The organism is Sphingopyxis sp. (genome assembly GCF_965227415.1).
In the GTDB taxonomy this organism is placed as follows: Bacteria; Pseudomonadota; Alphaproteobacteria; order Sphingomonadales; family Sphingomonadaceae; genus Sphingopyxis.
On record NZ_OZ245749.1, the window covers coordinates 1,618,482 to 1,632,781 of the forward strand.

Sequence of the window (14,300 nt, forward strand, 5' to 3'; positions counted from 1 at the left end):
TGTCTTCGTGCGAGCATGACCCCAATGCGCGTCCCGGGTCCAGTCGAGTGCTGTTGCAGCCCCTATAACCAGATGGCATAGCCGCTTCAGCTGTGGCAGATGTCCGGCCTGGACCAACGGACCAAAGGGGGCGCCCTATGACTGTATCTTTGAGGCGAGCATGACATGAACCTGCGCCAGATCGAGATCTTCCACGCCGTTTTCCTGCACGGCACGGTCAGCGCCGCCGCCCGATCGCTGAATGTATCGCAGCCGTCGGTAACGAAGGTGCTGCGCCATGCCGAACGCTCGATCGGCCTGACCCTGTTCGAACGGTCCAAGGGTCGGCTGATCCCGACGCAGGATGCCCACACGCTGTTCGCCGAAGTGTCGGACATTCAGGATCGCGTGCGGTCGCTGCGCCAGGCCTGCCAGAATTTGCGTCACGGACGCGGCGGGCTGCTCAGGATTTCCGCCTTGCCTTCGCTGGGTCTGGGCGCGGTGCCCGACGCCGTGTCGCGGTTCCTCGGCGATCATGACGATGTCATGTTCGACCTTCAGACGCTGCATCACGACGAAATGGTGCGCAAACTCTATGAGCACGAGACCGACATAGCGATCAGCTTCGAAGTGCCGCTGTCCGCCCCCGTCGCGCACCAGGTTATCGGCGAGGGCGAGCTGGTTGTCATCTACCGCGAAGAGGATATGCCCGGCGCCCCGGCGCGCCTGCACCTCGACGAGTTGTGCGGGCACAAGTTCATCAGTCCGGTCCAGAGCGGACCGATCGGACGGATGCTGTCGAGCGAGCTCAGCCGGCTGGAAGTGGTGCTCGACGAAGTGGTGTCGGCGCGCACCTATTATGTTGCGGCGGCGCTGGTGAATGCCGGGGTGGGCATGGCGATCGTCGACAATTTCACCGCGCATGCCGCGCTGCCGCCCGGGCTTTCGTGCCGCCCGTTGCAGCCCGCGATCACGTTCGACATCAACGCCGTCTATCTGCAGAACCGGCCGCCGTCGAAAACGGCGTCGGCCTTCCTCGCGGTCCTCGCGACGGTGCTCGAAGGTCTATAGCATCAGGCTATAGGATAGGAGGCGCTAGATATTGGGGCGCGGAAGCAGGTGGGATTAGGATCGGCGCTTCTATCGTCACGCAGGTTACTCTGATCCATGATCGAAACGCCCTATCTTCTCTACCTCGGCCATTCGAGCGACCCCGCCGATATCAAGACCTCGCGCGGACTTGCCGTGTTCCGGCCCGACATCTCGATCGGCGAATATCGGCACGACGATTGCGCGCTGACGCTGGGCCTGCCGCGCATGGATTTCGCAGCGGCGCGCGCCGCCGGCGCGCGGACGTTGGTGCTGGGCATCGCCAATGCGGGTGGCAAGCTCGGCGAGGATCTGATCCTCGATGCGCTCGCCGCGATGGAGGCCGGACTCGACATCGCATCGGGTCTGCACCACCGGCTCAACGCCGAACCTCGGCTGGTCGAGACCGCGGCGCGGCTCGGCCGCAAGCTCCACGATGTGCGCGATCCGCGGCCCGATATTCCGATCGGCACCGGCAAGCCGCGTGCGGGCAAAAGGCTGCTGACCGTCGGCACCGACTGTTCGGTCGGCAAGATGTACACGACGCTCTGCCTTGCGAGCGCGCTCGAAAAGCGCGGTGTTGCTGCCGATTTCCGCGCGACGGGACAGACGGGTATCCTGGTTGCCGGCGACGGGGTCCCGCTCGATGCCGTGGTCGCCGACTTCATCTCGGGCGCGATCGAACAGATTTCGCCGGCCCGCACCGACGATGGATGGGACCTCGTCGAAGGGCAGGGTTCGCTCTATCACCCCTCCTTCGCCGGCGTGTCGACGGGACTGTTGCACGGCGCCCAGCCCGATGCGCTCGTCCTGTGCCATGACCCGGTGCGCCCGCATATGCGCGGCCTGCCGCACTATCCGTTGCCCGGCATTGCCGAGACCATCGAAGCCAATCTGCGTGTAGCGCGGCTGACCAGCGCCGACGTCAGGGTCGTGGGCATCGCGCTCAATACGTCGGCAATGCCCGAGGACGAGGCCCGGGCATTGTGCCGCGCAACCGAGGCTGAATTCGGGCTTCCGACAAGCGACCCCTATCGCTTTGGCGTCGAAACGATTCTCGACCGGCTGCTCGGCACCGATGTCGCCGCGCCCAGCGTTGCCGAAACCGCCTGACCCCCCTGTCATGCGCCGCACCCTGACCGTCGTCGGCGAGATCCTGCCGCTCCATACGCCCTTTCGCATATCGCGCGGGGTCAAGACCGCGGCGCAGGTCGTGACCGTGGCCATCGTGCAGGATGGCGTCACCGGACGCGGGGAATGCGTTCCCTATCCCCGCTATGGCGAAAATGCCGAAAGCACGATGCTCGCGATCGAGGCGACGCGCGACGCGATCGAACGCGGCGTAAGCCGGCAGGAACTGCTGGCGTTGATGCCCGCCGGTGCGGCGCGCAACGCGATCGACTGCGCGCTTTGGGATCTGGAATTACGGCTTGCGGGCGGCAATTTCGCTGCGGCGTTCGGCCTCGAACAGCCGCTCCGCCCGATCGTCACTGCGATGACCATCAGCCTCGACACGCCCGATCGAATGGCGCTTGCGGCCGCGGCGCTCGCCAACGCGCCGCTGCTGAAGGTCAAGGTCGACCGGAACGACCCCGCGGCGCAACTCAAAGCCGTCCGCTCCGCAGCGCCGCGCCCAAGGATGATCGTCGATCCGAACGAAAGCTGGACCATCGACGAGATACGCGGCCTGCAGGGACTGATGACCGATTTGCATATCAACCTGCTTGAACAGCCGCTGCCCGCCGATGCCGATGGCGACCTCGCCGGGTTCCGTTCGGCGATTCCCATTGCCGCCGATGAGTCGGTGCATGTCGCGGCCGACCTCGGCGCCCTCCCCGATGGCTACGGTGTCGTGAACATCAAACTCGACAAATCGGGCGGCCTGACCGCCGCGCTGGATCTGGCACAGGCGGCGCGCGAGCGCGGTCTCGGCGTGATGACGGGCTGCATGATCTGTTCGTCGCTGTCGATCGCGCCGGCTTGGGCGATTGCGGCGCAGAGCAGCTTCGCCGACCTTGACGGACCGCTCTGGCTTGCAGAGGATCGCGCGGGCGGGGTCAGCGCGACGAACGGCGTCATGTCGCCGCCACGGCCCGGTTTCTGGGGCGGAATTTGATACCATCAAAGCAGGGGGGCGGATGATCGGGTTTCTTCGCGGCTGGTTCGCAGTGCCGTTGTGGCAACGCGTATTGGGCGCGATGATCATCGGCGTGCTGCTGGGTCTCGCCTGGCCCGCCGCGACATCGGCGATCGCCTTTGTCGGCGAATTGTTCGTCCGGCTGATCCGGATGCTCGTCGTTCCCATCGTCTTCATCAGCATCGCGTCGGGCGTCACCGCGCTCGCCGATCCGCGCAAGCTGGGTTCGGTCGGCGCACGCACGGTCGGGCTGTTCGCCGCGACCACCTTCTGCGCCGTGTCGATCGGCATCGTCGTCGGCCTGATCGTCGAGCCCGGAAAGGGCGCGGCGTTGGGGAGTGCGGTCCCTTATGCGCTGGGCGAGGCCAAGTCGCTGCACGACCAGTTGATGGGAATCGTGCCGGTCAATATCGTCCAGGCGCTGGTCGAGGGCGACATGCTGGCGATCATCTTCTTTTCGATGCTTCTGGGCTTCGGGGTCATCCTGGCGGGCGAGCAGGGGCGCCCGGTGGCGACGCTTCTGCAGTCGGCGGGGCAGGTGCTGTTCCAGTTGGTGCGCATCGTCATGGAAATCACCCCCTTCGGCGTCCTCGCCCTGATCGCGAAGGCGGTCGCCGATAACGGCGTCGCCGTGTTCGCCAATATCGGCTGGCTGGCCGTCGGCGTGGCCGCAGGCGTGATCCTCCAGATCGTGCTCGTCCACCTGCCGTTGATCGCCTTCGTCGCACGGCGGCCGATCCTCCGCTTCTACCGCACGATCGTCGATGCGCTGGCCGTCGCTTTCTCGACCGCATCCTCGGCCGCCACCCTGCCCGTCGCATTGCGGATTGCGCTCGAGGACCTGCGCATCGCGCCGGGGGTTGCCAAGACCGTGCTGCCGATCGGCGCAAGCATCGGCAAGGACGGCACCGCGATGTATGTCGGCCTGCTCAGCATCTTCGCGTTGCAGGCGGTCGGCGTCGAGCCCGACCTGTCGATGCTCGCGATCGTCCTGCTCACCGGCGCGCTCGCGGCCTTCGGTACCGCGCCAATCCCGTCGGCCTCATTGTTCATGCTCGCCGCCGTGCTTTCTGCCGTCGGGGTTTCACCCGAACAGACCGCGCTGGTTGTCGGCTTTGTCCTGCCATTCGACCGGCTGCTCGACATGACCCGGACGGTGGCGAGCGCAAGTGCCAACCTGACCGTCACCACGGTCGTGGCGCGCTGGGAAAAGGCGATCGAGCCGGAGGAAGAGGCGTGACCGCGACGGCAGTGAACGCGGCGGCAAGCGCGCTCGTGGCGGAAACGCCCGCCAGGCCATCGGCGCGGCGCCTGTTCGGCCTCTATCTGCTGCTGGGCTTTTCGGCCGGGCTGCCATTCTACATGTTCAATGCGGTGCTGGCGCTGCGCCTCTCGCGGCATGGCGTCGACATCGTCATCATCGGCTTTTTCGCTTGGATCGCGCTGCTGCCGACCTTCAAATTCGCATGGGCGCCGCTGATCGAGCGATACGACATCCCCGGCTTTGCGCGCTTCTGGGGGCGAAGGCGCGGGTGGATCATGCTGTCGCAGCTCGGCATCTTTTTCTCGATGGTCGCGATGGCCTTCACCTCCAGCGACAAGAGCCTGCCGCTGACCGCGCTGTTCGCGCTCCTCCTCGCCTTCTGGACGACGACGCTGGAAGTCGCCGCCGACGGCTGGCGCATCGAATTGGCACCCACGCAGACCGAGCAGGCGCCGATCGTCGCGGCGAACCTGTGGGGCTATCGCAGCGCCATGGTCGCCGCGGGCAGCGGCGCGATCTTGGTTGCGGCCTGGTCCGACTGGACATGGGCCTATCTGGTGATCGCCGTCGCCGCCTTCCTGCCCTTCCCCATCCTCGCGGCGATGCGCCCCGAACGCGAAGGCACCAGCGGCCGGACGCAGGCGCTGGCCGGGGGGATCATGACGAGCTTGTTCGTTATCCTGGTTGCCGCGCTCGTCGCGGCCGCGCTCGGCTGGGCGCTACTCCTGGCGGCGCAGGCCGCTGGCATTTCGGCCAAGACCAACGTCACGCCGGTCGTCCTCGGGATCGCGTTGCTCCCCTTCGTGGCCCTTGCGCTCGCTCTGCCGCGCATCCGCCGCCTGCCCGCCGATTCCTTCTCGAACATGTCGACCTTCGCCGCGCCCTATGTCGAATTGTTCTGGCGTTACGGTACCCCCGTCCTTGCGGTTCTGGCCTTCGTCTCGCTCTATCGGATGGGCGACGTGCTCACCCTCACGCTCTCGCATCCGCTGTGGAACGACAGGGGATACAGCCTGCATCAGATTGGCATCGCCGACGGCGTCGTCGCGCTGTCGGCAAGCATGCTCGGCGTCGCGCTAGGCGGGTATCTGTCGACGCGGCTATCGCTCGGCTGGACGCTCGGGATCGGCGCGGTGACCGCGGCGGCGGGCAACTGGATCTATGTCTGGCTGTGGCACAGCGAGCCCTCGGCCTTCGTCCTCTATACCTCGGTCGCGGTCGACCAGTTCGGCAATGGCTATGCGGGTGCGGTCTTCGTCGTCTATCTTTCGATGCTGGTCAGCCCGAAATATCCGGGGGCGCAATATGCGCTGCTCTCGGGGTTCGCTTTCCTGCTGCCGCGCCTGCTGGCGGGGGCGTCAGGGTCGATGCAGACGCAGATCGGCTATGACGGTTTCTTCCTGTTGTCGGGGGCGCTGAGCTTCGCGGCGATCTTCCTGCTGCCGATCATCGTGCGCGTGAAGGGGCGCGCGCCGGCATGACGATCGCGGCGGCCTGCGACCAGGGCTTTGCCCCCGCGCTGGAAGCGGTCGAGCGCGGGCGTATCCCCGGCGCCGCGCTCGGCATGGTGTCCGCCGACGGGCAGAGCGCCGTGCGCCTCGCCGGCATGGCCGCACGGGTTCCCGATCGCGAAGCCCTGACGCGCGGCCACTGGTTCGACCTTGCATCGCTCAGCAAGGTGATCGCGACGACGACCATCATCCTGAAACTCGCCGATCAGGGACGCCTCGGCCTCGACCGGCCGCTGACCGACGCGATTCCGGACCTGCGCCAATATGACGTCGCAGGCGCCGCCGAGCGCCGGCTGACCTTTCGCGACTGCCTGATGCATCAGAGTTTCCTGCCCGCGGTCGAGCCCATCTATACCTATGGCGACGACCCAGAGCGACTGCGCGCTTTCGTGTTGCAGCGCGAATGGCGTCATGGACCGCCCGTCTATTCGGACATCAATTTCATCCTGCTCGGCATCGCGATCGAACGGATCACGGGAGCCCGGCTTTCCGACTGGCCGCTCGGCGAAGGCCTGGGCTTTGGCCCGCCCCCCGGCCCGGCCGTCGCCACCGAATATTGCAGCTGGCGCGGGCGCGTGATGAAGGGCGCGGTGCACGACGAGAACGCCTTTGCGCTGAGCGGCGCGGCAGGGCATGCCGGGCTGTTCGGAACCGTCGACGGCGTCCTCGGGTTTGCGCGGGCCATGCTCGACGGCACGATGCTGGCGCCTGCGATGCTCGCCGAAGTCCGCGCGGCGAACGACCACCACCGCACCTGCGGCTGGGAACGCGCCTTTCCGGGGTGGCACGGCGGCGACGCCTGCTCGGCCGACACCATCGGGCATACCGGCTTTACCGGCACCGGGCTCTGGATCGACTTCGAGCGCGGCGTCGCATGGACCTTGCTCACCAACCGGGTCCATCCGACCCGGCACGCCGACAGCGGCATCGCGGCTCTGCGCCCCGCAGTGGGCGAACGGATCATGACGGCTTGGGACGAATGGGAGAGACTATGACGGCATCGGTCCAGAAACTCGCGCTTGCCCTGGCGCTATCCTTCACGCTGACGACGGCAAGGGCCCAGACGGTTGCCAGTCCGGATACGGCTCCGCTGCTGACGACGGTCGAGCAAAAGCTCGCCGAAGGACCAGCCGGCGCACGCTTTGGCGTGCTGGTGACGACGCTCGACGGCGAGGTTCTCGTGGCGATCGCGCCCGACCAGCGCTTCATCCCGGCATCGAATACCAAGATGTTCACGACCGCCATCGCTTACGCCGAACTGCCGCTGCTTCAGCAGACCGCAAAGGGAACGGGCGTGCGGCTCGAGAATAACGGCGGCGGCGCGGTCGACGTCGTGCTGCACGGCCGCGGCGATGCGCTGCTGTCGAGCGCGGACGATTGCAAGGTCGATTGCCTGCAGGGGCTGGCCGACGCGGTCGCCGGAAAGACGCAAAGGGTGCGCAACATCGTCGGCGACGACAGCTGGTTCCCCGACGAGCGCTGGAGTCCCGGGATGAGCTGGAACAATATTCCCTCGCGCTATGGCACCGGCGTCTCGGCGCTGACGCTCGACGACAATGAACTCGTCATCAAGGTGCGGCCCGGCGCGATCGGCGCGGGCGCAAGCGTCGAGGCATCGGGTTATTTCACGATCGAAAATCTCGTCACCACCGTTGCGGGCGCTGCCGAGGATATCGACGCGTTCCGGATGCCGAACAGCTTGACGCTGCGCCTGACCGGGACGATCGGCGCCGCGACGGCGCCGCTGACGCTGCGCTATGGCATCGACGATCCGGCGCATTATGCCGCCTGGCGCTTCGGCGAATTGCTGCGCGCGCGCGGCGTGCGCGTCAGCGGCACCATCGACGTCCACCATCGGCCGCTGACGGCCGCCGACGATCCCGTAAACCGCAAGGGCGCGCCTGCCCTTCTGCCCGCCGAACCCGCGATGCTTGCCGAGCTTCCTGCCCCCTCGCTCGCCGCGAATATGATCCGGATCAACAAGGAGAGCCAGAATCTCCATACCGAGCTGATGTTGCGGCGCGTGGCGCGGCAGGGCGGCAGCGGGTCGATCGCCGACGGGCAGGCCGTGATGCGAAAGGTCATGACCGAGGCGGGGCTGCCCGCCACCGGCTATTACTTCGCCGATGGCTCGGGCATGTCGAGCTATAACCGCATCTCGCCGCGCGGGGCCGTTCGCCTGCTCAGCTGGATCGCGCGCCAGCCCTGGGGCATCGCCTGGCGCGAGACGCTGCCGATCGCCGGGCGCGACGGCACGTTGCAGAAGCGGTTCAAAGGAACGCTGCTCGAGGGCAAGCTTTTCGCCAAGACCGGATCGCTCAACGCGTCGCGCGCGCTGTCGGGCTATCTCACGACGCGCAGCGGCAGGACGCTGGTCTTCTCGGTCCTGGCCAACGACATGCCCGACGGCACCGACGACCAGGCGACCGCCGCGGTCGACCGCGCGCTGGTCGCTATCGCCGAGGCGCTGTAGCGGCGGGCGTCAGCACGATGCGCCCCGCAGCATGGCGGTCGACCGCTGCCTTGCTGAACCACAGCGGCTGCATCGTTCCCGCCAGCCACAGCGGATAGAAGTTGCGATAGCGCGGTGAGCGCGGGTCGGCGGACTGCCCCGGCAGCAACAGAAAGCGGCTGTTGTCCCACGCGCCGACGTCGGCGACGAACAAATAGCTCGCACCATGCGTCACGTTGAAACCGCGCCGGGCGTTGAAACCGCGCGCCATCGGCGTCGTCCCGTCGCCGCCCGACCGTCCGCCCTCGATCTTCGGGAAAGCTGCCGCGATCGCCGGATTCGACGCCAGCGGATGCGCGATCGTCACACGGTGCAGGTCGCCCCATTTCCAGGCCGCAGGGTCGGGGCCGCCCAGGACGACGGCGCGGCTCCATCCCGCGGCCAGCGCCCCGTCGATCAGCGCGTCGCGTGCTGTCGCAGGGTCTTCGCCCAATCGCTTGTCGGGTGACGCCAATATGCGCAGCATTTCGAAGAGGTTGACCGATGCGATCAGGTCCTTCGCCCCCGCAGGCACGATCCGCTCGCGAAAATCCGCCGACAGCGCCAGCATCACCATTTCATAAAGCAACGCGGCGGCGCTGTCGGCCTCGATCCCGCAATCCCATCGCCGCAGCAGCGCGGCCGCGTTCGCCGCCGCCGCCGACGGATGCGCCGGCAGGAGTTTGATCAGCGCGCGCGCCGGCAGCGATTGCACGTCGTGCTGAAGCGCGACGCTGTCGGCGATCCGGTGCTTGGGCTGGGCGCGCAGCACTTCGGCGACGCGATCATAGCGAAAGGGGTCGCTCCAGCTGAAGCTGATGATCCGCTCGCGATAGGGATAGCCACCGGGAAGGTTCATCTGGTTCGCCGACGCGAACCAGCCCTCGGCCGGGTTATAGACATGCGGCATATCCTCGACCGGCAGGATGCCCGTCCAGTCGAAGTCGCCGTCGCCGGGCGCGGGGAACAGCCCGTCATGCTTCGGCCGCCGCGGGACATAGCCGATCGCCTGCCAGCCCGTGTTGCCGTCGATATCGGCATAATGGAAATTGGTCGGCGACACATGCAGCTTGAACGCCTGCCGCAGCGATGCCCAGTCCTTCGCCAGGTTGATCGCGATCATGGCGAACCGCATATTGCCGCCGGGCAGCAGGCTGGCCGTGGCAAAGGCGACGGCGCGTTCGCGCGCGGCGTCGTGCGATATGATCGGTCGGCCCGCGGCGTAGCTGAGTTTCACGCGCTCGGCGGGCGCGCCCTTGACCGCTATGTCCTCTTCGACCGTCTCGAAGGCTTTCCACGTCCCCTGGTGCCAATATTTCCCGGGATCGCCCTTCTGCGTGCGCAGGATGAACAGGTCGGTCTGGTCGATATGGAAATTCGTGCGGCCAAAGGCGAAGCGATCGGTGTGGCCCTGCATAATTCCAGGCAGTCCCGGGGCCCCGGCGCCGATGACATCGAGGCCCGGGGCCGACAGATGAACCATGTGGCGCGGGCTGGTGCGGCCGATGCCGAGATGCGGATCATTGGCCAGGATCGGCCGACCGGTCGCGCTGCGCGATGCCGCGACGGTCCACGCGTTGCTGCCCAGCGCAAAACGGTCGCTGCGGCGCTGGTCGGGGTCGAGCTGCGCCTCCTGGGCGGGGTCAAAGGGCGTGGGCCGGTTCGCGGGATCCAATATCCCGAGGTCGGCCTCGGTCACTGCGGCGCAATCGAGCCCTTCGGGAACGGCGAAGGACCAGGCGGGGCGAAGCGGCGCCATCAACAGATCGGCTTCGATCAGCCCCCGCGCCTGAAGCTGCGCGCGGCGCACCTCGTCATCGGCGTCACCCATGCTGAATCCGCGGTTCCGGACGAGGTCGTCGACGTCCCAGCGCAGCGGCGCAATTCCCAATATGCCATATTCCAGCGGCAAGCCTGACGGATCGACCGTCAGTTCGTCGATCCGCGCGTTGACGCCCGCGACATAGCCGCGCGCGCATTCGAGCACGTCGGGAGGGAGCGCTTCGAGTTCGGCCTGGACATCGCCGCGATACAGGAACAGCCGCGCCGCCCGGTCGGCTGCGATAAAGCGCGGGCCAAAGGCTTCGGCCATCCGCCCCAGGTCGCGGCGATGCTCCATGTCGATCTGGAACAGCCTGTCGCGCGCGACCAGATAGCCCTGCCCGAAGAAAGCGTCATGCAACGAGGCGGCGCGGACATGGGGTACGCCCAGTTCATCCTCGATCACCTCGATCGGCGCGCGCGCGCCTGACAGGCTGACGCTGTGCGCGTTGCCCTTGACTCTGGTTTTCGCAAAAAGGTTTCCCGGCATCGCGACCAAAGCAGCGGAAGACAGCAGGAACGCACGGCGCCGGATCAATATCGCCTCCCGATCGTGAATAAGCTCGCGAAGGCGCATCCTATCGCGGCAAGGTGCGGCTACGCCATAACAAGCAGGTCTCCGCCTATAGCTGCAAGCTATCTGCATTGCCTGTGCCCGGCGAAGGCTATTCCCTCAGGCTATATGTCCATATCGGAAGGTTAGCGGCGAAGCAGTTGACCGGCTGTGGCCACCCTGTAACTTCGCTGTAATGAAATCGGCTTTCTGCGGCGATTGCCTGGCTGATAGCCGGGATAGCTAAGAAGAATAATCATAAAATATAAAAAGGCGGGGCAAGGCATCCGCCAAACGGTTCAGGCGGAACAACAGGGCAACCAAAGGTCGCAACGCGCCGCGTGCGGTGCAACCCTTGGGCAAATAGGGGACCATTAGAATGCGTGATTTTGGACGAGTTCGCCGCCCGCTGGGCCGCAAGACCGCCTTCGGCACGGCGATGACTGCGCTGGCGCTGGTGCACGGAGCGCCCGTATACGCGCAGGAAGCCGCCGCGTCGGCGACGTCCGAGGCAGCGGAACCTGGCGACCAGATCGTCGTAACCGGCTCGCGCGTTGTCCGCGACGGGTTCAAGGCGCCAACCCCGCTGGTCGTGTTGACACGCGACGAGATCCAGAACACGTCGCCGACGAACAATATTGCCGACTTCGTCAACCAGTTGCCGCAACTCGCCGGCTCGACCAAGCCCGGCAACTCGCGCCTCAACATTTCCAACGGTTCGGCGGGCATCAACGCGCTCAACCTGCGCAACCTCGGTGAAGGCCGCGTGCTGATCCTGGTCGATGGCCGCCGTTCCGTCGGTTCGACGATCTTCGGCTGGGTCGATATCAACACCATTCCGCAAGCGCTGGTCGAGCGCGTCGAGGTCGTCACCGGCGGCGCCTCGTCCGCTTATGGTTCCGACGCCGTCACCGGCGTGGTCAACTTCATCCTCGACAAGAAGATGACCGGAGTGCGTATCACCGGCGATGTCGGCATCACCGACAAGGGCGACGGCTTCAATTATTCGGGCAGCATCGCCGGCGGCGCGTCTTTCGCCGACGGCCGCGGCCATGCGCTCTTCAACCTCGAAGTCGCGCATCAGGACGGGATTTACTCCGTCGATCCGAACGATCGGCCGTGGAACCACAAAGGCTATCTGTCCTTTGCCAACCCCGCCTATACCGCGACCAACGGCCAGCCGGCGTTCATCACCTTCCGCAGCCAGGCCGGTCAAACGAACCAGGCGCCGGGCGGCTTCATTACCGGGTCCGTCGGCACCGTCGCCAACGCGCTGCGGGGTCTGTACTTCGGCGAAAACGGCCAGGTCATTCCTTTCCAATATGGGTCGTTCAACTCGCCGGCGCTGGGCGGCGCTGCCGCCGTCACGCGCACCGTGGGCGGAGACTGGCGCGTCAACGATTCGGGCCGCCGCATCGGCCTCAATCCTCGCGACGATCGCTGGGGCGGCTATGGTCGCCTGAGCTATGAAATCTCCGATAACGTCGAGATTTTCGCAGAGGGTTCCTTCAACAAGCAGGAAGTCTTCTTCAACGCAGGCCCCAACCTCGGTTCGGCCAATCTCAATACAACGGGTTGTACGACGGTCCCGGTTCCGATCACCTGCAACGCCTTCGCGCTGCAAACGCTCGGCGCGGCGCGACTTGCGGGCGTCACCCAGGTCAGCATCACGACGACAGCGGCCGACCTCCCGTTCCGCGGCATCAACAACAAGCGCCAGGTGCAGCGCTATGTCGTCGGCGCACAGGGCGAATTCGACGCATTCGGCAAATCGGCGCGCTGGGATGTCTATGGTCAGTATGGCCGGTCGGACCTGCGCGAGCAGCTGCGCAACATCATGCATGTGTCGCGGATGGCAGCCGCGACGAATGCCGCCTTTGCGCCTGCCGGCAACGCCGGTGGTTACGCCGTCGGATCGATCCAGTGCCTGATCAACGTCGACGCGAGTACGACCAACAACGACCCGAACTGCGTCCCGCTCAATCGCCTCGGCCTCGGCGTCGCCAATCCGGCCGCGATCGACTATGTTCTCGGCGATCCGTACCGCAAGCAGGTGTTGGAACAATTCGTCACCGGCGCCAATCTTGCCATCACTCCGTTCGCGACCTGGGCCGGCGACGTCAGCGTCGCGATCGGCGGCGAGTATCGCGAAGAGAAGATCCGCGGCACCGTGCCGACCGAGTTCCAACCGGTCATCAACCCCAACGGCACGACGTCCAACCTGTGGTCGGTTGGCAACTATCTGCCGTTCAAGGGCAAATATAATGTGAAGGAAGCCTATCTCGAAACCGTGGTCCCGCTGGGCTTTGGTCTCGAATTCAACGGTGCAGTGCGCGCCACCGACTATTCGAACTCGGGGTATGTCACCACCTGGAAACTGGGTGCGACCTGGGCGCCGATCGAGGACATCCGGTTCCGCGTGACGCGGTCGCGCGACATCCGCGCGCCAAACCTGAACGAGCTGTTCCAGGCGGGGACGGCGAACAGCGATTCGGTCCGCAACCCGGCCTTCACGCCGGACCTGGCGAACGGGCCGCAATTCTTCCCCTATTCGGGGCTGACGACGGGCAACCCGAACCTGCGGCCTGAAAAGGCGGACTCGTGGAATATCGGCGCAGTGGTCACGCCGCGCTTCCTGCCCGGCTTCACAGCGTCGGTCGACTATTTCCGCATCGATCTCGAAGGCGCGATCGACTCGCTCAGCGCCCAGGAAACGGTCAATCGCTGCTTCGAAGGTCGCCAGGAATATTGCGACGCGATCACGGACGATCCGGTTCGCTCGACGCCGACGGTCCCCTATAAGCTGATCCGCACCCAACCCTTCAACTTCGTCAGCAAGCTGGTTCGCGGCATCGACTTCGACGCCGCCTATCGCCTGCCGGTGGGTGAAACCAGCGCGATCACGCTGAAGGGCACCGCGACGCGCTATATCGAGAATCTCTCGAATACGGGTATTGTGGGAACGGTTCCGGTCAACACGGTGGGTGCGAACGGCGGTCAGGCCAGCACGCCGAAATGGATCTTCCGCGCCAACCTCAATTACTCGACGCCGAGTTTCTCGGGCACGGTGACCGGTCGCGGCGTGAGCGCGGGCAAATATCTGGCGAATGCGATCGAATGCTCGGCCGGGTGCCCCACCTCGACCAGCCAGTTTCCCACTTATGACAATAATCATGTCAAAGGGCTGTTCTACGTCGACCTCAACCTGACGCAGAAAATCCGCTTCGAAAGCGCGTCGGAAGCGGAGGTCTTCTTCAACATCACCAACCTATTCGACGCCAACCCCCTGCTGTTGCCGGAAACCGGGCTCGCCGCGAACAGCACCTATTCGGACCTTCTAGGCCGCCAGTTCCGCGTCGGCGTCCGTTTCAAGTTGAATTGACGCCAAAGAAACAATGGGGACGGCAAAGGCCCAACCCTCGGGACGCCCGATCTTGGCATGGCGAGAGCGGGCG

The 14,300-nt window shown here is 65.8% G+C and carries 9 protein-coding genes; 8 read left to right on the top strand and 1 reads right to left on the bottom strand.

The window, feature by feature from the left end; translation table 11 throughout:
• Window positions 1-165 precede the first annotated feature (165 nt).
• The 7 genes from ACO055_RS07860 to dacB all read left to right on the top strand — a co-directional run bounded on the left by ACO055_RS07860 (window position 166) and on the right by dacB (window position 8,453).
• Window positions 166-1,050 carry a LysR family transcriptional regulator gene (locus ACO055_RS07860; RefSeq protein ID WP_422062032.1) on the top strand — a complete coding sequence of 295 codons (885 nt, stop codon included), beginning with the start codon at window positions 166-168 and terminating at the stop codon, window positions 1,048-1,050.
• 96 nt (window positions 1,051-1,146) lie between these two features.
• Window positions 1,147-2,181: an N-acetyltransferase DgcN gene (gene dgcN, locus ACO055_RS07865; protein ID WP_422062033.1), complete on the top strand. Its 1,035-nt coding sequence runs from the start codon at window positions 1,147-1,149 to the stop codon at window positions 2,179-2,181.
• A gap of 10 nt (window positions 2,182-2,191) precedes the next feature.
• The gene (dgcA, locus tag ACO055_RS07870; protein ID WP_422062034.1) at window positions 2,192-3,184 is read left to right on the top strand and encodes an N-acetyl-D-Glu racemase DgcA; all 993 of its coding nucleotides are present in this window, start codon (window positions 2,192-2,194) and stop codon (window positions 3,182-3,184) included.
• Between the two features lie 22 nt (window positions 3,185-3,206).
• Window positions 3,207-4,445: a dicarboxylate/amino acid:cation symporter gene (locus ACO055_RS07875; protein WP_422062035.1), complete on the top strand. Its 1,239-nt coding sequence runs from the start codon at window positions 3,207-3,209 to the stop codon at window positions 4,443-4,445.
• On the top strand, window positions 4,442-5,950 hold the full coding sequence (locus tag ACO055_RS07880) for a permease (protein WP_422062036.1): 1,509 nt from the start codon (window positions 4,442-4,444) through the stop codon (window positions 5,948-5,950). The genes ACO055_RS07875 and ACO055_RS07880 overlap by 4 nt, the downstream gene beginning before the upstream one ends.
• Window positions 5,947-6,975, top strand: coding sequence for a serine hydrolase domain-containing protein (locus ACO055_RS07885; RefSeq protein WP_422062037.1), 1,029 nt, complete (start codon window positions 5,947-5,949; stop codon window positions 6,973-6,975). The genes ACO055_RS07880 and ACO055_RS07885 overlap by 4 nt, the downstream gene beginning before the upstream one ends.
• Window positions 6,972-8,453, top strand: a complete 1,482-nt coding sequence (gene dacB, locus ACO055_RS07890; protein WP_422062038.1) for a D-alanyl-D-alanine carboxypeptidase/D-alanyl-D-alanine endopeptidase — start codon at window positions 6,972-6,974, stop codon at window positions 8,451-8,453. The genes ACO055_RS07885 and dacB overlap by 4 nt, the downstream gene beginning before the upstream one ends.
• Here the strand turns inward: dacB and ACO055_RS07895 are convergent.
• Window positions 8,434-10,830: a penicillin acylase family protein gene (locus ACO055_RS07895; RefSeq protein WP_422062039.1), complete on the bottom strand. Its 2,397-nt coding sequence runs from the start codon at window positions 10,828-10,830 to the stop codon at window positions 8,434-8,436. The genes dacB and ACO055_RS07895 overlap by 20 nt on opposite strands.
• A 394-nt stretch (window positions 10,831-11,224) precedes the next feature.
• Here ACO055_RS07895 and ACO055_RS07900 point away from each other — a divergent pair, with 394 nt between their 5' ends.
• A complete protein-coding gene (locus tag ACO055_RS07900; protein WP_422062040.1) occupies window positions 11,225-14,227 on the top strand; it encodes a TonB-dependent receptor plug domain-containing protein in 3,003 nt (1,000 codons plus the stop codon).
• Window positions 14,228-14,300 lie beyond the last annotated feature (73 nt).

Coding starts and splice junctions, on each gene's coding strand:
- ACO055_RS07900 (WP_422062040.1), top strand. CDS start 11,225: ATGCGTGATTTTGGACGAGTTCGCCGCCCGCTGGGCCGCAAGACCGCC.
- ACO055_RS07860 (WP_422062032.1), top strand. CDS start 166: ATGAACCTGCGCCAGATCGAGATCTTCCACGCCGTTTTCCTGCACGGC.
- ACO055_RS07875 (WP_422062035.1), top strand. CDS start 3,207: ATGATCGGGTTTCTTCGCGGCTGGTTCGCAGTGCCGTTGTGGCAACGC.
- dacB (WP_422062038.1), top strand. CDS start 6,972: ATGACGGCATCGGTCCAGAAACTCGCGCTTGCCCTGGCGCTATCCTTC.
- dgcN (WP_422062033.1), top strand. CDS start 1,147: ATGATCGAAACGCCCTATCTTCTCTACCTCGGCCATTCGAGCGACCCC.
- ACO055_RS07885 (WP_422062037.1), top strand. CDS start 5,947: ATGACGATCGCGGCGGCCTGCGACCAGGGCTTTGCCCCCGCGCTGGAA.
- dgcA (WP_422062034.1), top strand. CDS start 2,192: ATGCGCCGCACCCTGACCGTCGTCGGCGAGATCCTGCCGCTCCATACG.